Genomic DNA, 19471 nt, shown 5'->3' on the forward strand with positions numbered 1-19471 from the left:
GTGAAAACCGCACCGCGCCTGACGTACAACTGAAGATCCGAGACACACAGCCCCCGCGTCCGCTCAGCACCATGCGACCCGCGACGCCTGCGGGCCGGTCCTCGGTAGTGGCTTCCGGTACGAACGACCGGGCGCTTCGATCGAAGACCGGCGCTGCACCTAACGAGGGTGCCGGTGAGAAAAGGGCGCGGGAGACCGACCACAAGGAGGTCCCCCGTGGAGGGTGTCCACACCGCCGAAGCCGTCATAGACAACGGCTCCTTCGGCACGCGCACGATCCGGTTCGAGACCGGCAGGCTGGCCCGCCAGGCGGCCGGCTCGGCCGTCGCGTACCTCGACAACGAGACCATGGTGCTGTCGGCGACCACCGCGTCGAAGACGCCCAAGGAGAGCTTCGACTTCTTCCCGCTCACGGTCGACGTCGAGGAGCGCATGTACGCCGCGGGCCGCATCCCCGGCTCGTTCTTCCGCCGTGAGGGCCGTCCCTCCGAGGACGCCATCCTCACCTGCCGCCTGATCGACCGGCCGCTGCGCCCGTCGTTCGTCAAGGGGCTGCGCAACGAGGTGCAGGTGGTCGCCACCGTCATGGCGCTCCACCCCGACCACCTCTACGACGTCGTGGCGATCAACGCCGCGTCGCTGTCCACTCAGCTCGCCGGCCTGCCGTTCTCCGGCCCGATCGGCGGCGTGCGCGTCGCCCTGATCGACGGCCAGTGGGTGGCCTTCCCCACCCACCACGAGCTGGAGCGCGCCACGTTCGACATGGTCGTGGCGGGCCGCGTGCTCGCCGACGGCGACGTGGCCATCATGATGGTCGAGGCAGAGTCCACCAGGGACACCCTGAAGCTGGTCGCCGAGGGCGCCGTGGCGCCCACCGAGGAGACCGTGGCGCAGGGCCTGGAGGCCGCCAAGCCGTTCATCAAGGTCCTCTGCGAGGCGCAGTCGCGCGTGGCGCAGGTCGCCGGCAAGGAGACCGCCGAGTACCCGGTCTTCCTCGACTACCAGGAGGACGTCTACAACGCGGTCGAGGCCGCGGTGAAGACGGAGCTCGCCGCCGCTCTGACCATCGGCGGCAAGCAGGAGCGCGAGAGCGAGCTGGAGAAGGTCAAGGCGCTGGCCGCCGAGAAGCTCCTGCCCGAGTTCGAGGGGCGCGAGAAGGAGATCGGCGCGGCGTTCCGCTCCGTGATGAAGAAGCTCATGCGCGAGCGGGTCATCAAGGAGGGCATCCGCATCGACGGCCGTGGCACCAAGGACATCCGCGCGCTGTCCGCGGAGGTGCACGTGGTGCCGCGGGTGCACGGCTCGGCCCTGTTCGAGCGCGGCGAGACCCAGATCCTGGGCATCACCACGCTGAACATGCTGCGCATGGAGCAGGTCATCGACACGCTCAACCCCGAGCGGACCAAGCGCTACATGCACAACTACAACTTCCCGCCGTACTCCACCGGTGAGACCGGCCGCGTCGGCTCGCCGAAGCGCCGCGAGATCGGCCACGGCGCGCTCGCCGAGCGCGCGCTGATCCCGGTGCTGCCGTCGCGCGAGGAGTTCCCGTACGCCATCAGGCAGGTCTCCGAGGCGCTCAGCTCCAACGGCTCGACCTCGATGGGCTCGGTCTGCGCGTCCACGATGTCGCTGCTCGACGCGGGCGTGCCGCTCAAGGAGATGGTCGCGGGCATCGCGATGGGCCTGATCGGCGAGGGCGACACGTACGTGACGCTCACCGACATCCTCGGTGCCGAGGACGCCATGGGCGACATGGACTTCAAGGTCGCCGGCACCAAGGAGCTCATCACCGCGCTCCAGCTCGACACCAAGCTCGACGGCATCCCCGCCTCGGTGCTCGCGGCCGCGCTGAAGCAGGCCAAGGGCGCCCGCCTGGCGATCCTGGACGTGATGCAGGAGGCCATCAACTCCCCGGCGGAGATGAACCCGACCGCGCCGCGGATCATCACGATCAAGGTCCCGGTCGACAAGATCGGCGAGGTCATCGGCCCGAAGGGCAAGATGATCAACCAGATCCAGGACGACACCGGCGCCGAGATCACCATCGAGGACGACGGCACGATCTACATCGGCGCCACCGACGGCCCGGCCGCCGAGGCCGCCCGGTCGGCGATCAACGCGATCGCCAACCCGCACATGCCCGAGGTCGGCGAGCGCTACCTGGGCACGGTCGTCAAGATCGCGGCCTTCGGCGCGTTCATCTCGCTCATGCCGGGCAAGGACGGCCTGCTCCACGTCTCCCAGATCCGCAAGCTGCACGGCGGCAAGCGCATCGAGAACGTGGAAGACGTCATGAACGTCGGCGAGAAGATCCAGGTGGAGATCGCCGAGATCGACAGCCGCGGCAAGCTCTCCCTGGTGCCCGTCGAGGTCATCGAGAAGGAGGCCGCGGAGAAGGAGGCCAGGGCGTCCGAGGGCGGCGAGGCCCCCGAGCAGCCGGAGGGGTCCGCCCCGGCGGCCGAGGAGAAGTCCGAGCGGCCCCGCCGCACCCGCACCCGCGTGCGCACCACCCGGAGCGAGGGGGACGACAGGAACTCGTGAAAACGACCACGCTGCACCCCGGCAAGGACGGAGCCGGGGTGGTAAGGCGCACCGTCCTCCCGGGTGGGCTACGCGTGGTGACCGAGACCATGCCGACCGTGCGGAGCGTCGCGGTCGGCATGTGGGTCGGCATCGGCTCGCGTGACGAGGCCCCCGAGCACATGGGCGCCACCCACTTCCTCGAGCACCTGCTGTTCAAGGGCACGCCCACGCGCGACGCGATGGAGATCTCCGCGTCCATCGAGGGCATCGGCGGCGAGATCAACGCCTTCACCGCCAAGGAGTACACCTGCTACTACGCGCGGGTGCTCGACGAGGACCTCCCCGTCGCGGTGGACGTCCTCGCCGACGTCGTGACCAGCTCGCTGATCACCGACGAGGACGTCGAGTCCGAGCGGGGCGTGATCCTCGAGGAGATCGCCATGCACGACGACGACCCGTCGGACGTCGTGCACGAGCAGTTCGCCGCCGCCCTGTACGGCGACTCGCCGATCGGCCGGCCCATCCTGGGCACGGTCGACTCGATCAACGCGCTGGGCCGCGAGCGCATCGCCGAGTACTACCACCAGTACTACCGGCCGCGCCGCACGGTCGTGTCCGTGGCGGGCAACGTCCGGCACGAGGAGGTCGTCGAACTGGTCGCCCGCGCGTACGAGCGGGCGGGCGCGCTCGAAGGCCCGCTGGAGTTCGCCGCGCCGCGCACCAGCGGCCCCGGCGCCGAGACGCGTTCCGGCGTGGTGGTGCTCGACCGGCCCACCGAGCAGGCCAACCTCGTGCTCGGCACCACCGGCATGTCCCGTACCGACGACCGCAGGTTCGCGCTCGGCGTGCTCAACGCCGCGCTCGGCGGCGGCATGTCGTCGCGGCTGTTCCAGGAGATCAGGGAGAAGCGCGGCCTGGCGTACTCCGCCTACAGCTACACCTCGGCCTACGCCGACACCGGGCAGTTCGGCATCTACGTCGGCTGCCTGCCGACGAAGATCGACGACGTGCTGAAGATCTGCCGGGACGAGGTGGCGCGAGTCGTGGCCGAGGGCCTGTCCGACGACGAGATCGGGCGTGGCAAGGGCCAGATGCGCGGCGGGCTGGTGCTCGGGCTGGAGGACACCGGCTCGCGCATGTCGCGCATCGGCAAGAGCGAGCTGGTCTACGAGGAGCTCATGTCGGTCGACGAGGTGCTGGCCCGCATCGAGGCGGTGACCCCGGACGAGATCTCCGCGGTGGCCGCCGACGTGCTGAACCGGCCCCTCACGCTGGCCGTGATCGGCCCGTACGCCGACAAGGACTTCTCGGACGCCATCGTCTGACCTCGGTATAGGGTTGGCGTGTGATCAAGGTAGGTGTGCTCGGCGCCCGCGGTCGCGTGGGCGTCGAGGTGTGCAAGGCGGTCGAGGCGGCCACCGACATGGAGCTGGTGGCCGCGCTCGACAAGGACGATCCGATCGAGGGCCTCGAAGGGGCCGAGGTGGTCGTCGACTTCACCCATCCCGACGTCGTCATGGGCAACCTCGAATGGGCCATCGCCCACGGCGTGCACCCGGTGGTCGGCACCACGGGGTTCGACGCGGGCCGGCTGGAGACCGTGCGGGGGTGGCTGGCCCAGTCGCCGGGCACCCACTGCCTGATCGCCCCGAACTTCGGCATCGCGGCCGTGCTGATGATGCGTTTCGCCCAGCAGGCGGCCCGCTACTTCGACTCCGTCGAGATCGTCGAGCTGCACCACCCGAACAAGGCCGACGCCCCGTCGGGCACCGCACGCCGTACGGCGGAGCTGGTGGCCGAGGCGCGGGCCAAGGCGGGCGTGGGGCCGATGCCCGACGCGACGAGCACCTCGCTCGACGGCGCCCGCGGCGCCGACGTCGAGGGCGTGCGCGTGCACGCGGTGCGGCTGGCGGGCCTCATCGCCCACCAGGAGGTGCTGCTGGGCGGCGCCGGGGAGACGCTCACGATCAGGCACGACACGATGAGCAGGTCGGCGTTCGCGCCCGGCGTGCTGCTGGCGGTGCGCAGGGTGCGGGAGCTGCCGGGCCTCACCGTGGGCCTGGAGCCGCTGCTCGACCTGTGACCACACGTCGTGCCCACCACCCGGTGCGAGTCGTGGGCACGTCGTGAGGAGAGGGGGCTCGGCTCCGCACAGCCGAGCCTACGAGCGTCAACCCTAATGCCAGAGGTGAGATCCACCCCGAACATGAGACCGTGTCGGCATGGCGTCGGCATGGTGTCGGTACGGTGTCGGCACGGTTGGGAGCAAGGGCAGGGCTGTGAGTACGGTGCGGTGGGCCGAGGCGGGCGAACTGCGCGGGCTGGCGGACGTCGAGCGTGCCGCCGACGGGCTGTTCGAGCAGGCGGGCATCGTCTTCCCGCCCGGCACGACCATGATCGAGGAGGTCGGCGACCCGGGCCGCGTCCTGGTCGAGGGCACGCCTCCGGCGGGGTTCGCGCTGCTCGGGTGGGTCGACGGCAACGTCCACCTCGACCAGCTCGCGGTGCGTCCCGCGTCCATGCGGCAGGGCATCGGCGGGCGGCTGGTGGCGGCCGTGCTCGACCACGCGCGAGCGTGCGGCGCGCCGTCGGTCACCCTGACCACCTTCCGCGACGTCCCGTGGAACGCCCCCTGGTACGCCAGGCACGGCTTCGACGTGCTGCCCGAGCCGGAGTGGGGCCCGGAGCTGCGCGCCCTGGTGGAGCACGAGCGCGAGCTCGGCATCGAGCTGGCCCCCCGCGTGGCGATGCGCGCCGCCCTCACGCGGGCACGTCCCTAGGAGGGCGTGGCGGGGCGGTGGGCGGCGAGCCAGGTGGCGGCGTGGTCCACGGCGCTCCTGATCGGGAAGAGCCTGGAGTCGGCGTGGCCGACCCGGCCGCGGCGGGTCTCGCAGGCCCGCTCGAAGTCCGCGCCGATCCGCGCGAAGTCGCCGTCGTCCACGTCGACGTCCACGAACTCCGTCCATCTCCGCCCCCGCGCGTCGGCGACGACGGCCCGGTAGCTCCGGCGGGGCGGGGTGCCGGTGCGCCGGTACTCCGCCAGGTGGAACGCGGTGCACTTGGCGTAGCCGACCCCCAGCAGCAGGACGAACGCCCCCAGGTCGTAGAGCCTGGCCAGCGGTGAGCGCTCGCCCAGCAGGCAGTCGAGGGCGTGGCCGTCGGTGACGGCCGCCGCGAGCGGGCCCACGGCGGCGAACGACGTGTGCGGGTGCGCGCTCCTGCGTGCGCCGGGCAGGGTGCGGACCCGCTCGGCGATGCGCCCGATGCCGCTGGAGGGCGTGGTGGCGGGGTCGTAGGGCGTCATGGCGGCGCGGTGGCGGGCCACCTCCTCTGCGGTCATGCCGGCGACGGCGGCGCGGTACTGCGGAGACGTGTCGGAGTTCTGCGGGCTGTAGGCGGGGACGGCCAGCGTGCCGCCGGGGCCGAGGACGGCACGCAGGGCGGCCACGACGGTGTCGGCGCCGCCGTCGACGTGTCCCAGGCTGCTGAGCGAGGACCGCAGCAGCACCACCTGCCCGGCCGCCACGCCCAGCGCTGAGAAGTCCCCACACAAACGGTCAGAGCTCAACATATGGTGCCGATCGGTGCTTGAGCCCACTTAATGATCACAGGGAGGGGCAGGGGGCACGTCCCATGTCTTTTGTGCGCAGTTTTATGATTATGGCGTAGATGATCAGGGAGATGGCGCTTATACCCCAAACGTCGATGTTTGGGCGGGCCGAAAACGTGATTGTCGCGTGTGGCCATAGCTTTCGTCGCTATACTTCGGCCAGCCAACGGTCTTGGCAAAACCACCCCATCCGTTCCGTCAGAAGCGGGCTGTCGCTGTGGCCTTCCCCATCGCCGATGACAACCTCAAGGTCACGCCCCCGCAGCACGCGCCTGGAGCGGGGGATGTGAAGAAGAAGGCAGACGGCCGCTGGCAAAACCTCCGGCATTCCTGGAAGACGACGGATTTCGCCTTGCTCTGGGCGGGCTCGGCCATCTCAACGATAGGCACACGCACGCTCGGCGTCGCATATCCGCTTCTCGCCCTGGCGCTCACCGACTCCCCGTCCGTGGCCGGCTGGACGGGTTTCGCCCTCACCATTCCCATTCTCGTTTTCTACGTTCCTGCCGGGGTCCTCGTCGACCGGGTACCGGCACGTTCCAGCATGCTGTTCGCCGAGTTCATGCGCGGGCTGACGGTCGCCAGCGTGCTGGTCGCGCTGCCGTTCGGCGGCCCTTCGCTCGCGCACCTCATCGTCGCGGCTCTGCTGGAGGGCACGCTGTGGGTGCTGTACACGCTGGCGGAGACGTCGCTGCTGCCCTCGCTGGTGCAACCGGCCACGATGCGGCGGGCGCTGGCCAAGAGCGAGGCCGCCGCGCACGCCGCCTCGCTCGCCGGACGCCCGCTCGGGGGGTACTTGTTCGGAGTCGGGCATATCGTGCCCTTCTTTGCCAACGCGGTCCTGTTCCTCGTGTCGTCCGGGCTGTTCTTCCACGTCCGCCGGGCGCCTGCCCGGCCTCCCTCGGGCCCGTCGCTGCTGCGCGACCTCCTGCAGGGCTTCCGGCTGCTCAAGGGACAGCCCTTCCTGCGTGCCTCCATCCTCTTGGTCACCATCACCAACCTCATGGTCAACGCGCTCATCATGATCTTCTTGGCCGGGTCGTCGGGGCTGCCGTCACTGACGGTCGGCCTGGTGCTCGCGGCCGGGGGAGTGGGAGGAGTGGTGGGGTCGATCGTGGCCTTCTCCTGCAGGCCGTTCAGACGCATGCTGATGATCCACCTGTGGATCTGGGTCGTCGCCCTCGGCTGCGCCGCGGCAGGGGCAGCCCTCGACCAGAGGGCGCCGCTGTTCGCGCTGGCGCTGTTCGTCACGGGCCTCGGCGGGGCACTGAGCAATGTGTCGATCAGGACGGTGGAGGTGGACGCCGTCGACCCGCGCGCCCTGGCTCGCGTGGTTGGGGTCTCCCGGCTGTCCGCACACGGTGCGCTCTCCCTGGCCGCCCCTCTCGGCGGCCTGCTCGTGAGCGGGCTCGGCGTCACCGGAGGGTCCGTTCTCCTGTTCGCTGTCATGGCGGTCCTCGCCGTGCTGGTCTCCTCCGTCCCCTCTCTGCGTGAGAATCTGACCCCGGCCCTTCCGGCCGCGGCGGACGTCGGCACGTCGGTCGACGTCGTCCCTCCCGCCGTCGAGCACCACGCCTGAGCCGCGGGTCACGCCGCGCCGATGAGCCTCCTGGCATCCCTCGCCATGTGCTCGGGCAACGCCGGAGCCGACGCCGACATGGCTCGCCTCGCCAGGTCCATCGCCGAGGAGGTCTTGCCGGCCAGCTCCTCCACCCGGGCGGCGTACAGGAGCAGCGGTCCGTGGTCCATGGTGTGGGTGAGCGCCTCCACCATCTCCTGCTGTGCCTCCTCCAGGCAGTCGAGCAGGGCGAGCGCGAGCGCGTGCGCGACTTTGGCGAACGGCCACTGCAGCGGGCCCGCCCGGTCGAGGTCGCGCAGCGCGGCCCTGGCGCGTCCCATGCCGGCCAGGATCTGACCGCGGGTGAGCAGCGCGTCAGCGTTGTTGCCCTCCCGGTCGAGCACGTCGTTCAGCACGTCCACGGCGGCCTCCGGGTGACCGTCGTGCCACAGCGCCCAGGCCAGTTCGGTCTGGATGGCCAGGTCCGCAGGCACACGCGCCATGGCGGCGTACAGCTCCCGCACCGCCATCTCGGGGAAGCCCTGAGCCAGCCGCAGCCGTCCGACGGCGGCGAGCAGCGGTCCGACGGCGCCGGTCGCGCCGGCGCGCTCGAAGCTCTGGGCGGCGGCGCGATAGCGCGCGACCGCCTCTTCCACGTCGCCGCGCTCGTGCGCGATGTTGCCGAGCAGCGACTCGGCCTCCGCGCGCAGATGATGATCGTCCTCGGCGGAGTGCGCGAGGGCTTCGTCGCAGCGCTTGGCCGCGAGCGCGAGGTCGCCTTCACCCAGGGCGCCGACGGCCGCCTCCAGGCACGTTCCAGGGTGGAGCGCCGCCCGCTGGACGGACGGGCGGGGCCGGGCGCGCGCTGGGCGCAGGGGGAGCCTGTCGTAGGCCGGCTCGTACCAGGAGTCTCCCTGGCGGCGGTCGGTGCGCAGGACGCGTCGCCTGACGAGCAGCGCGACCGTCGCCCTGCCCACCGCTTGGTGGGCGAGCGCGCGCCGGCGCACCGGGCGGGGCCGGCTCGCCTCGTCGGCGAACGTACGTAGCAGCCAGGACCGCAGGACGTCGTCGTCGCCGTCGAAGCGCTCGGCGCTGACCGCCGTGACCGTCGTGTCGTAGTAGGCGGTCAAGGACTCCTCGGTGCCGGCGTGCCGGCTGACGTCGGCGGGCCTGATGAGCGACAGCTCGTCGGGCAGCGCGGCCCACAGCGCACTGCACGCCACCTGGAGCTGAGTGGGGTCGACTCGGCCGGTGCCGTCGCAGCTCTCGTCCGGGTGCGCCGAGGAGCGCGCGTTGATCTTGAGGAGATCCTGCACGAGCTGCTCGGCGGTGCCCGGTGCGAACGCCCGCCCGGTGCCCTCCAGCGGCCGCCGCACCGCCTCCAGCGCCCCTTCGGGCCGCAGCGCCTCAAGGGGGACGCACGCCCTGTCCCCGCCTGCCAGCTTCCGTGCGAACGGGAGTAACTCGTCCAGCCGGTCGTTGCGGATCGACAGCAGCAGGTGCAGACGGGGGTCGGCGTCGAGTGCGTCGGCGAGCTGGGCGAAGAACCACTCGCGGTACGGCTGGTGCCGCCGGGGCCCGGAGAACAGCTCCTCGAGCTGGTCGATCACGACCATGGTGGATTTTCGGTCACCGAAGGCGTCGCGCATGGCCGGCCGGGAACGCAGGAACCGAGCAAGCGTCATCCCCGCGAGCCGGGTCGGAGTCCCCATGGGCGACCAGGACATCAGCAGCGCGAGGACGTACGGGTTGTGCGCCGGGAGCGCGGCGCGCGGGAAGACCGACCCATAGGACACCCGGCCGAAGGGGAGCAGGTCGATCGCGTTGCGGTCGAGCAGCGGCACGACTCCCGCACCGATCAGGGACGTCTTCCCGATGCCCGAGGCGCCGTGCAGGATGGTGACCCGCCGGCCCTGCCACAGGTCGTGGACCTCCCTGGACTCCTCCAGCCGCCCGGAGAACGCATGGCGGTCTCCCGGATGAAGGGCTCGCAGGCCCGCGTACGGCTCCGGTCCTCCCTGCCGTCTGTTCGTGCCGGAAGTCGCCATGCTGATCCCATCCGCAGCCGCGTTTCACCGCACATTTCTCCCCGGCGATCAAGACGCCCGATATCCTTGTATGCGCGGCGCGGGTCGCACATCGCATTCATGGCGGAGAGAAACGTCTGAGGGCGTTTTCTGCCGATATGACAGATGGTGCGGATTTTGTCCTATATGGTGTTTGAGAAGCCTGCCATGCGCTCGCTGTTTTCGGCCAGGCACGACATGGCCGCCGCTCGAAGCGCCGCGCTCTCCGTCTTCAGTCCGTCGTGCATGGACAGGGTGGAGGTGTCGCTCAGCTGTCGTGATCCGTACTGCTCGTCGCGCATGTGCACTCCCTCTGTTTCGGTCGTCCGAATATCGCAGGACATACCAGCGATAATGAGCGGGCGCCATTGCCTGTATCGGGATCACAGGATCTCGATACTCTTATTATGATGATTCTGTAATGAACGGGCCTGCTAGGCAAGCTCTAGGATGGTTCATACCATTCTCAGGTCCCTTCGGGCGCGAAGTGGAGGATCATGTGTCGGAGAATTCACACTCCATGGCGGCGCGGGAACCGAAGGTCTGGGAAAGGGTTCCGTCGCGCAACCCGAACTTCACCGGCAGGCGCGACCTGCTGGACGCCCTGAGGAAGAGCGTGAACACCGTCACGGCCGTGGTCGCCCAGCCCCAGGCCCTGCAGGGGCTCGGGGGCGTCGGCAAGACGCAGCTCGCCATCGAGTACGCCTGGCAGTATCGCTCCCACTACGACCTGGTCTGGTGGATCCCCGCCGACCAGCCGCTGCTCGTGCCCGAGACGCTGGCCGCCATGGCGCCCGCGCTCAACCTGCCGCCCGCCGCCACGACCGGCGTGGGCCAGGCGACCCAGGCGGTGCTGCGGGCGCTGCAGAGCGGGGTGCCGTACCGGAAGTGGCTCATCATCTTCGACAACGCCGAGGAGCCCGAGTACATCAAGGACTTCATCCCCCGCGGGCCAGGACATGTCCTGATCACCTCGCGCAACTCCCGATGGGGAGACTACGAGTCCACCATCGAGGTGGACGTCTTCCGCCGTGAGGAGAGCGTGGTGTTCCTGCGCAAGCGCCTGGGCAGGGAGATCAGCGACGCCGAGGCCGATCTGCTGGCGGAGAGCCTCGGAGACCTGCCGATCGCGCTGGAGCAGGCGGCCGCGCTGCAACGCCGCACCCTCATGTCCGTGGAGGAGTACATCAGGCTGCTCGGCGAGCAGACCAGCGAACTGCTCGCGCTGGAGAAGGCGCCGATGTACCCGCAGTCCATGACCGCGGCCTGGCGGCTGTCGGTCACTCAGCTCGAGGACCGCATTCCCGAGGCCATCGAAGTGCTGCGGTGCTGCGCCTTCTTCGGCCCCGAGCCCATCCCCAGGGACGTCTTCCGCCGGGGCAACAAGTCGGTCAGCCAGCGGCTCGCACCCATTCTGTCCGACTCGATCCTGTTGACCAAGATCCTGAGCACGCTGGAGCGCTTCGCTCTGATCAAGGTCGAGCCGTCCACCCGAACCCTCCAGGTCCACAGGCTCAACCAGGCCCTGCTGAGAAGCGAGCTGTCGGAGGAGGAGCGGCTCGAACTGAGCCACGATGTCCACGTCCTGCTGGCCGACGGCGGGCCGAGCAACCCCGACGACACGGCGAGCTGGGCCGCGTTCGAGGAACTCGCCCCCCATCTCGAGCCGTCCGGCCTGATCGAGTGCACTCAGCCGAAGGTGCGCGAGTTCGCGCTCAACCTCGTGCGCTACCTGTACGTGAGAGGCAACTTCCAGCCGGCGCAGGTGCTGCTCGGCAAGTACATCGAGACCTGGACCAGGGCTAGTGGGGAACGGCACCCTGACGTCCTGGTGGCCCACGTCCACCTGGGCAACATCTACCTGGCGCTGAGCCAGTACGACAAAGCCCACGAGGTCATGGCGGAAGCCCTGAGGAAGACCCGCGAGTCGCTCGGCCCCGAGCACTCGGAGACGCTGTGGGCGGCCAACAGCTACTCGACCGCGCTGCGGGCGCGAGGGCTGTTCGCCGAGGCGCGGGAGGTGGACGAGGTCTCCCGGGAGGCCAACCTGCGCGTCTACGGGGAGAACGACGTCCGCACCCTGCGCGTACGCAACGTCCTGGCCCTCGACTACGCGCTCAACAGCGACTACGTGAACGCCCGGAAGATGCACCAGGCCGCCTTCAGCGTCATGAGCCAGGCGAGGTCGGGCATCGCCAAGAACTTCCTGCTCACATCCTGGATCAACCTCAGCCAGGTCGCCCGGCTGGGCGGACAGGTCGAGGAGGCCGCGGACGTCAGCAAGGAGGCGTTCTCGTACGGGGTCAAGGAACTGGGGCCCGACCACCGCGCCACTCTCCTGGCCGCCAAGGACTACGCGATCTCCCTGCGCAGGAGCGGCGAAGTGGCCGAGGCGCTCGAACTCATGAGGGACACCCACGCCCGGCTCGAGCGCCTGTACGGAGACGCGCACGCCGACACGATGGCGGCGGCCATCGGGCTGTCCAACGCGCTGCGTGCCGCCGGTGAGGTCGAGGAGGCGATGCGCGTGGCCGAGCGGGCGCTGCACCACTACCCGGACGTCTTCGGCGACGACCACCCGTTCACCCACGCGTGCCAGATCAACCTGGCGCTGCTCACGCGTCTGAGCGGCGACCCGGCGAGGGCCCGCCAGATCGACGAGACCGTGCATGCCAGGTTGGTGGAGCAGTTCGGCCCGCTGCACGACTACGCGATCACCTGCGCGATCAACCTGCAGAACGACCTGGCGGCCCTGGGCGACCACGAGGCGGCCAGGCGGTTGGGCGAGGAGACGCATGCGCACGCCCGGCAGGCCTTCTCACCCCACCACTACCTCAGCCTCGTCTGCGCGGCCAACCTCAGCCAGGACCTCCAGGCCACCGGTGCCGAGGAGGAGGGCAAGCGTCTGCACGCGGAGACGGTCCGGCGGCTCGAGTTCGAGCTGGGGCCTGAGCACCCCGAGACCCTGGCGGCGCTCGCGGGTGAGCGGCTCAACTGCGACTTCGACCCGTCACCCATCTGACCCCGGCGGTCAGGGCGCTCCGCGGGCCCGGGCCAGATCGTGCGCGCATCTGGCCCGGATGTGGTGGATGAGCCGGTACAGGTCACGGCAGTAGACCGAGGGCTGCGCGAATCCGGCGGTGGGACTGTAGCGGTGGGCGTAGAGGCCGCCGCCGCAGGTGGAGACGAGATCGCAGGCCCGGCACTGAGGCGACAGCGCCAGCTCGCCGATCTGCCTCGCCGCGATCGACGGCAGCCGCAGCGCCCGGTCGAGCGGGTCGGTGAGCACGTGCAGGTTCGTCGACGGGGCGCGGTGGTAGGCGCTCTTGAGGATGTCCGACTGTTCGACGGCGCCGTCGGTCTCGATCACCACCATGCGCACCGGTGAGAGTCCCACCGTCTCCGCCCTGGACGGGCTCCCCATGAGAAGCCGCATGATCTCCTGGAACATGCGGATCTCGCTGTGCAGCACCGGGCTGTCGTACCAGCGGTCGAAGATCGGGATCAGCCAGTCCGCGTACGGGGTGGCGGGTGAGCCGGGGTCGCGGAAGGGCGGAGGGGTGGCCCAGTTGCCGTGCGGCAGCAGGAAGTCGATCGCGGGCGGGTCGTACTCGAGGAGTGCCTCGTAGGTGCGCAGCGGGTCGTTGCGCACGTCCACGGTGCAGAGGATGCCGCTGAACAGATGGTGGTAGGGGCCGGAGGTGAGCCTGCGCAGCGACTCGCTGACCAGAGCGTGGCTGCCGCGCCCGTTCGCGAAGCGGCGGTGGCGGTCCTGCCCTTCGGCGTCGCCGTCCAGACTGACGCCGACGCGGACGTCCAACTCGGCGAACAGGTCGAGGAACGCCGGGCCGAGCCGCACGCCGTTGGTCTGGACGGCGACGTTGACTCTGGTGCCGGTCTCGACCGCGCCGCGCACGCCGCGCACGAGGCGGGAGATCAGCTCGGGCCCGGCCAGCAGGGGCTCGCCGCCGTGCAGGACGACCTCGATCTCCGGCAGGTCATGGCCTGCGGCGTGCTCGGCGATGCGCTGGATCGCCCGGTCGGCGATGGCGTCGGACATGCGGCGCGGCTGATCCCGCCAGCTCTGGTCCGCCATCTCGTAGACGTAGCAGTGACGGCAGGCGAGGTCGCAGCGGCTGTGGATCTTGAGGATGAACTGCTGGAACGGGAGCGGCTTCCACCCGGCCGCCATCAGCGCGTCGACATCGAGGGATTCCGGGAATCCCTGCGTGAGCAGGGGCTCAGCATCTGAGCTCCCTGATGACGGCCACCTCATAGGTGTCGCGCACCTCAAATCCGTATGAAATACCCCCTGTCCCTATCTCTCATGTTTTGCACGAAGAGTCAAGATTTATTGCGATGTGAGCGAATTTCCTCCTGGTAATACAGTAATTCCTCGAAGAATAGGAACAACTCGTCTATTTCGCCGATGACCGGTAGCCAGTCGTGGGTGCCCAGACCTTCGTGGTCCAGGGGTGACAGCAGGCGGGCGGCGGCACGCAGCTCGTTCGGCGGCAGCTCCACCAGCGCCAGGTCACCCACCCCGTAGCGGTAGGCACGCGCGAGCGGATGCGCCGCGCCGCGCACTCCCAGCGCGGCCAGCACCGCCTCCGCCGGATGGTGCGTGGCGGCTCCGTCCGCCAGCTCCGGGACGCCGGGGTTGGCGATCGCCACGAGGATCCGCAGCTCGGGCGGCAGCTCGCGGAGCTGCCGCGGTGGCCGGTCCAGCTCCGTGTGCCGCTGCCTGCGCGCCAGGAGCAGCAGCGCCTCGGGCGCGTGGCCACGCCGGGCACGAGACACCTCGTCCACGCACTCGGCGGGCGATCTGGACGAGACGGACATCCGGCGGGCGATGGCCTGCCGCACCAGCGACAGCGGCTCGGCCTGCAGCGCGTCCGCAAGCCTGTCGTACCCCTCGTCCGGGTCCTCCTTCAGCGCGTACGCGTAGCGGGCGGCCGGATCCGCGGCGTCCGAGGCGACGGGCCGCGCGCGTAGCTCCCGGGCGAGCAGGTCGAGGTCGCGCGGGGACTCCAGGCGGGCGGCAGCCCTGCTGACGCCCAGGCGCACCGCCTGCCGCACGGCCAGGGCCGCCAGCGCCGCGCCGACCAGGACGCCGGCCGCGACGAGCACCGAAGGCGCGGAGACCTGGGCGAACAGACCGATGCCCGCGCCGATGGCCGACTGGGCCAGTGCTGCGAGCGCGCCGGCTCCCGCCACCTGCAGCCACATCCGGCGCGACTTCACGGTGGCCGCCCGGGCCTTTCTGAACTCCTCCCAGTCCGCGGTCGCACGTTCGCGCCGGGCGGCGGTGATGAGCGCCACCAGCTCCGCGCGTCTGCCTTGCCAGCCGGTCGCCGCCCTCGGCTCCCGGAGCGAGGAAGGATCGATCGCGTGGGTGAGCCCGCGGCTGAGCGCCAGTCCCTCCAGCCGTCGCTCCGAGCTCAGCTCCTCGAGATACACGCGCAGCTCGCGCATCGTCTCCAGCAGCGTCAGCGGATCCCGCCCGTCCTCGCCGCCGCGGACCACGGCGGCGAGCTGCTCGGTGAGCTCGTCCATGCGGCGGGCGAACGCCGGGGATCCGTCGGCCACCAGGACGCGATGCATCAGGCCCTGCAGGACGGCCAGCACCGTCGGGCTGACGTATCCGGTGACGAGCAGCGCGGTGAAGACCGCCTTCCCCTCCGACAGGGCCTGACCGACCTGGGCGAACGCCTCGACGACGTTGTCCACCTCGTCGTCCATGAAGACCGCCTCGCTGATCCTGACGACGGCGCGCGGGCGGTGGCGGTCGGGCAGCGCGAACGACGTGCCCGTTCCCGGCGTCTCGACGCGTTCGGCACTGATCCCGGCCGACAACAGGGCGCGTTCGACGAGCATCGCGAGGTCGGCCGGCCCAGGGGCGTCGGCGCGCCCCGCCGCCGCCCCGGCCACGGCGGCGGCGTCGATGGCCGTGCCTGGCGTGGACGCCGCGAAAGCGGCCCAGGCGAGCTGGAGCAGCAGCCGCGTGTTCCCGCCGCTGTGGCGCAGCAGCTCCAGCAGCCCGTCCTCCGTGAAGGGGCGGATGCCGGCGCCGGGAGAACCGGCAGCGGCGATGTATGCGCCGACCACCAGCCGCGCCTCGTCCGGAGTGAGCGGCTGCAACAGGAACGCCCCGGAGCCGACACGCTGCCGCAGGTCCGGAGGCATGCAGTCCCAGCCGGCCGCGCTGGTGACCAGGAGCAGCAGTCCGGCGGCCCGCGGAACCATCTCGACCAGGCTCTGGAGCAACGAGACGTTCGCCGCTACCGGTGTCTCGTCGTCGAGCAGGAACTTCTCGCACTGGTCGAGCACCAGGACGAAGGGCCGTCCGGCGCGCGTCACCAGCTTGGCGAGGAGTTGCAGGCCGTACCTGCACGTGAGCGGGTCGTCGATCGGGCCTCCCACGCCGATGGCGTACGCGGCGTCGGCACTGATGGGCCTCCCGCACAGCCAGTCGTAGGCGGCGTCCGAGTACTCCGGGCGCAGGAGGAACGCCAGCGCCCGCTGGAAGCGGGGGCCGTCGCCCGTCACGGCCGCGATCTCCAGGGCCTGGTCCTCCAGCACTTTCCCGGCCTCCACCCGGTGTCTGGCGAACAGGTCGTACAGCCGGGCCGGGTCGTCGTCGAGTTCGGACAGGACGACGCCCCGCTCGTCCCCGGCTCTGTCGCCCGCCAGCGTGCCGAGGTGGCGCAGACTCAGGTCGGTGAGCAGGCTCTGCGGCAGCTGGGACACCAGGCGGCGGTAGGCGGCGACGAAGTCGTTCTCCTGGAACTTCAGGTAGACCTGGACGGCCTGAGGGTTCTCCTGGTCCACGCTCGCCATCATGTGGCGCGCCGCGTGCGTCTTGCCCACACCGTGGTGCCCGTGGAGGCAGCCGAGCCCGCCGTCGCGGCTGGCCTCGTCGGTGAACTCCCGCACGTAGTCCTCCGCCAGGCGTACGGCGCCGCGCACGCCGGGCAGGGGAGCAGTGGGGGTGCGCAGCGCCCAGTCCCGCAGGTAGTCGGGGAACGAGGTCTCCTCGGCGCTGCTCGTGCCCCTGGCCGGGAAGGGGTTGCGCCTGGGGTGGTCGGCGTGGTCAGCCACGGAAGCCTCCGAGCCCGTTCCATTTCCTGGCCTGCCAGATCTTGAGCCGCAGCCATTCCTCGTGGATGCGTAGATCGTCGTTCGGCCACGGCGCGTCCTCGTCGTACTCGCTCAGCCGGATGTCGAGCAGCGTCGAGAGGTGGCGCAGAGCCTCTCCGACGGTGTACGTCTCGCCCTCGAAGGCCCTCTGCACGCCCTGCGGCTCGAAGGGGGCGGGCGGGCTGCCGTTCCAGCGGCCGTGGGCCAGCGCCGCGATCTGCCTGGGAGTGAGCGTGTTCAGGTCGAAGACCTGCCCGCGCCTGGCGAACTCCTGCCGGTCGGCCTCGGTGAGCTGCACGGTGCCGGCGTGCGCGTACGCGTCGACGGTGAAGACCACCACGGTGGCGATGTTCTCGAACACCATGGTGCCCAGGGTGAGCAGGTCCTTGGTGGAGACGCCCTCGTAGCGGATGCCGAAGCCGGTGTCGTGCGCCTTCATCGCCACGGCCGCGTACTCGGCGATCTGCTGGAGGTCGTACTCGTTCATCGGCTCCCCGCGCGCCCGTCTGCTCAGCTCGATGAACAGGGCATGGAGGTTGGCCGGGATGTCGACGTTGTGGGACACCATCCGGTTGCGCAGCCAGAGCAGGGTGGAGCGCAATACACCGTAGGCGTCGTGAGTCATGTCCCTGCGGTCGGCGCAGTGGGTGACGAAGGCGTATCCGGGGAGACGGGCGGCGGCGGCTCGCCGGTAGAGGTACATGATGTGGTTGGCCAGCGAGGTGCGGCCGCTGTTGCCCACTCCGGTGATGAGGAAGAAGGCCGGCCGCTGCTCGCTCACCGCCCTCTCGACGGCTCTCTCGATCGCGGCGAGCCTGATGAAGCCCTCCAGTTCGAGCAGCAGCGCGCGGTCGGCCTCCGACGCCAGGGGATCGAGCGGCCGGCCGGAGTAGGGGTTGCCCGAGGGCAGGCCGTACAGGTCGTAGCGGATGTCGGTGAAGCCCATGCATCACCCGCCGATCATGGTGAGGTAGAGGGGGAGGTCGTCGGCGGACGCCTCGAAGGCCGAGCCGGCGAACAGGTCGGCCAGGAAGCGGTGCCTGTCCCTGGAGGTCTGCACCAGTTCCTGGAGCTGCTCGGCCTGCGACTTGAAGCGCGCCTGGAAGCCCTGGGGTGAGCCGGGCACGAGCTTGCCCTGATGGACGAGTTCGAGCGCGACGAGCAGGTCCGGCCGTCGCGCCGCCTCCGCGAAGAGCTCGGGGCTCTGCACCCGGAGTACCACCAGGCGGACGACCAGGTCGGTGTGGAGAGCGGCCAGGGCGGGACTCGCCTCGATGATCGCCTCCGTCACCTGCAGCAGGTTGAGCACGCGCTTGATCTTGCGCGGGTTCGGCACGACGATCCGCTCGAGCGTCGCCACGTGCGCCTTGGCCAGCTCGCCGGGCCTCGACTCCGCGATGAAGCGCCTCACCTCGGCCGGACCGAGCGGATAGAGGTGCAGCGGGAGCTGGATCATCTTGTCGAGGTACTCGTCGCCGATGGCCGCGTGCTGGCCGGGCGGGAAACCGAACGACTGGTACTTCACGGACACCCCGCGGTCGACGACCTCCTTGGCGAGCGCCATGACGACGAACACGTTCCGCAGGTCGAGGAAGAGCTTGATCGACTCGAGCAGGTCGATGATCTGGTCGGGCTCGCACCGGTCGAGGTCGTCGATGAAGAAGACGATCGTGCGGCCCTGGCCCGCGAGCCGGTCGGCCTCCTCCTGCAGCAGGCCGCGGAGGCGCCCGGCCTGGCTGTCGACCTGGCCGCGCAGCTCGGCGTACTGCTGGGCGAGCCTGCCGATGCGCTCCACGCTCATGGATTCGAGCTTGAGCTTCTTCAGCAGTTCGTCGGCGGCCAGGTTGAGCATGATGGCGCCCAGGCGCTTGACGGTGTCGGTGAACCGCTGTCTGGGATCCTTCGCCAGTTCGTCGTGGAGGGCGTTCAGCAGGGGAAGCAGCATTTCGGCTTCGCGCCGGTGAACCCAGGGGTTGAAGTGCACCCGGACGAACCGGTCGCCGTGCCGGTCGAGGAGGCGCTCGTCGATCATCTGGAGCAGGGTGGATTTCCCGCTGCCCCATGCGCCGTAAATCCCGATGGTGAAGGGCGTCTCGGTATGGGGATTTGTGATGACCGAAACAAGCGGATCGACGTAACGGCGAAATTGGAGAAGGTCTCCGCGCCAATTGACTGGAGCATCCGAGAGCATTGCGATATCGGCCATCGTTCCTCCTTGGAAGAGGATGCACCGTGGCGATGGCCGAGCGGCGGCGGTTATCGAACTGTGATCCTGTCGCCGGTCAGAGGCGGGCGCGTATCTCGTCCACGGACGGGTTGACGAGGGCGGAGCCGTCGGGGAGGACGACGGTGGGGATCAGCCAGGAGCCGCCGTTCAGTTCGGCGATGAGCTCGGTCGCGCCGGGCGTCTGGTCCACGTCGATCTCGTCGTACGCGATGCCCTCGCGGGTGAGCTGTCCTTTGAGCCGCTGGCAGTGGCCGCACCAGGGTGCGCTGTAGATGGTGATCATCTATTTCCCATCCGAAAAGAGGGTTTGACCCGTGGGCGACCCACCGAATACTCTCGTGAGC

The 19471-nt window shown here is 70.0% G+C and carries 14 protein-coding genes; 6 read left to right on the plus strand and 8 right to left on the minus strand.

Annotated features, from left to right (window positions below):
• The first annotated feature begins 216 nt into the window (after positions 1-216).
• The 4 genes from BMX74_RS14780 (at position 217) to BMX74_RS14795 (ending at position 5306) form a co-directional block, all read left to right on the plus strand.
• Positions 217-2544: a polyribonucleotide nucleotidyltransferase gene (locus tag BMX74_RS14780; protein ID WP_091100865.1), complete on the plus strand. Its 2328-nt coding sequence runs from the start codon at positions 217-219 to the stop codon at positions 2542-2544.
• Entirely contained in the window at positions 2541-3851 is a 1311-nt protein-coding gene (locus tag BMX74_RS14785; protein WP_055503620.1) for a M16 family metallopeptidase, read from the plus strand. Before BMX74_RS14780 ends, BMX74_RS14785 begins: the two co-directional genes overlap by 4 nt.
• 20 nt (positions 3852-3871) lie before the next feature.
• On the plus strand, positions 3872-4609 hold the full coding sequence (gene dapB, locus BMX74_RS14790) for a 4-hydroxy-tetrahydrodipicolinate reductase (protein ID WP_091100867.1): 738 nt from the start codon (positions 3872-3874) through the stop codon (positions 4607-4609).
• A gap of 196 nt (positions 4610-4805) precedes the next feature.
• The gene (locus tag BMX74_RS14795) at positions 4806-5306 is read left to right on the plus strand and encodes a GNAT family N-acetyltransferase (RefSeq protein WP_055503618.1); all 501 of its coding nucleotides are present in this window, start codon (positions 4806-4808) and stop codon (positions 5304-5306) included.
• On the opposite strand, the gene BMX74_RS14800 is transcribed toward BMX74_RS14795, so the two are convergent.
• On the minus strand, positions 5303-6052 hold the full coding sequence (locus BMX74_RS14800; RefSeq protein ID WP_091100870.1) for an AAC(3) family N-acetyltransferase: 750 nt from the start codon (positions 6050-6052) through the stop codon (positions 5303-5305). The two genes, BMX74_RS14795 and BMX74_RS14800, sit on opposite strands and share 4 nt — an antisense overlap.
• 370 nt (positions 6053-6422) lie before the next feature.
• Here BMX74_RS14800 and BMX74_RS14805 point away from each other — a divergent pair, with 370 nt between their 5' ends.
• A complete protein-coding gene (locus BMX74_RS14805; protein WP_256256957.1) occupies positions 6423-7715 on the plus strand; it encodes an MFS transporter in 1293 nt (430 codons plus the stop codon).
• Between the two features lie 8 nt (positions 7716-7723).
• Here the strand turns inward: BMX74_RS14805 and BMX74_RS14810 are convergent, their stop codons facing one another.
• Positions 7724-9742 carry an nSTAND1 domain-containing NTPase gene (locus BMX74_RS14810; RefSeq protein ID WP_091100873.1) on the minus strand — a complete coding sequence of 673 codons (2019 nt, stop codon included), beginning with the start codon at positions 9740-9742 and terminating at the stop codon, positions 7724-7726.
• Positions 9743-9903: 161 nt separating this feature from the next.
• On the minus strand, positions 9904-10062 hold the full coding sequence (locus tag BMX74_RS44075; RefSeq protein WP_176573349.1) for a hypothetical protein: 159 nt from the start codon (positions 10060-10062) through the stop codon (positions 9904-9906).
• 197 nt (positions 10063-10259) lie between these two features.
• Here BMX74_RS44075 and fxsT point away from each other — a divergent pair, with 197 nt between their 5' ends.
• Entirely contained in the window at positions 10260-12782 is a 2523-nt protein-coding gene (gene fxsT, locus BMX74_RS14815) for an FxSxx-COOH system tetratricopeptide repeat protein (protein ID WP_176573348.1), read from the plus strand.
• 9 nt (positions 12783-12791) lie between these two features.
• Here the strand turns inward: fxsT and BMX74_RS14820 are convergent, their stop codons facing one another.
• The 5 genes from BMX74_RS14820 to BMX74_RS14840 form a co-directional block, all read right to left on the minus strand.
• Entirely contained in the window at positions 12792-13952 is a 1161-nt protein-coding gene (locus BMX74_RS14820; RefSeq protein ID WP_091100876.1) for an FxsB family cyclophane-forming radical SAM/SPASM peptide maturase, read from the minus strand.
• Between the two features lie 152 nt (positions 13953-14104).
• On the minus strand, positions 14105-16861 hold the full coding sequence (locus BMX74_RS14825) for an AAA family ATPase (protein WP_091100878.1): 2757 nt from the start codon (positions 16859-16861) through the stop codon (positions 14105-14107).
• Positions 16854-17846, minus strand: a complete 993-nt coding sequence (locus BMX74_RS14830; protein WP_055503610.1) for a hypothetical protein — start codon at positions 17844-17846, stop codon at positions 16854-16856. Before BMX74_RS14830 ends, BMX74_RS14825 begins: the two co-directional genes overlap by 8 nt.
• 3 nt (positions 17847-17849) lie before the next feature.
• Positions 17850-19106, minus strand: coding sequence for a KAP family P-loop NTPase fold protein (locus BMX74_RS14835; RefSeq protein WP_082534919.1), 1257 nt, complete (start codon positions 19104-19106; stop codon positions 17850-17852).
• 76 nt (positions 19107-19182) lie between these two features.
• Complete coding sequence (locus BMX74_RS14840) at positions 19183-19410, minus strand: glutaredoxin domain-containing protein (RefSeq protein WP_091100880.1); 228 nt, start codon at positions 19408-19410, stop codon at positions 19183-19185.
• Between the last annotated feature and the right edge of the window lie 61 nt (positions 19411-19471).

Origin of the sequence: Nonomuraea pusilla (assembly GCF_900109355.1) — a bacterium.
Classification (GTDB): Bacteria; Actinomycetota; Actinomycetes; order Streptosporangiales; family Streptosporangiaceae; genus Nonomuraea; species Nonomuraea pusilla.

Bases quoted from the DNA above. Each gene is read 5' to 3' on its own strand.
- BMX74_RS44075 (WP_176573349.1), bottom strand. From the start codon at position 10,062: ATGCGCGACGAGCAGTACGGATCACGACAGCTGAGCGACACCTCCACC.
- BMX74_RS14810 (WP_091100873.1), bottom strand. From the start codon at position 9,742: ATGGCGACTTCCGGCACGAACAGACGGCAGGGAGGACCGGAGCCGTAC.
- BMX74_RS14840 (WP_091100880.1), bottom strand. From the start codon at position 19,410: ATGATCACCATCTACAGCGCACCCTGGTGCGGCCACTGCCAGCGGCTC.
- BMX74_RS14830 (WP_055503610.1), bottom strand. From the start codon at position 17,846: ATGGGCTTCACCGACATCCGCTACGACCTGTACGGCCTGCCCTCGGGC.
- BMX74_RS14835 (WP_082534919.1), bottom strand. From the start codon at position 19,106: ATGGCCGATATCGCAATGCTCTCGGATGCTCCAGTCAATTGGCGCGGA.
- BMX74_RS14820 (WP_091100876.1), bottom strand. From the start codon at position 13,952: ATGGCGGCCGGGTGGAAGCCGCTCCCGTTCCAGCAGTTCATCCTCAAG.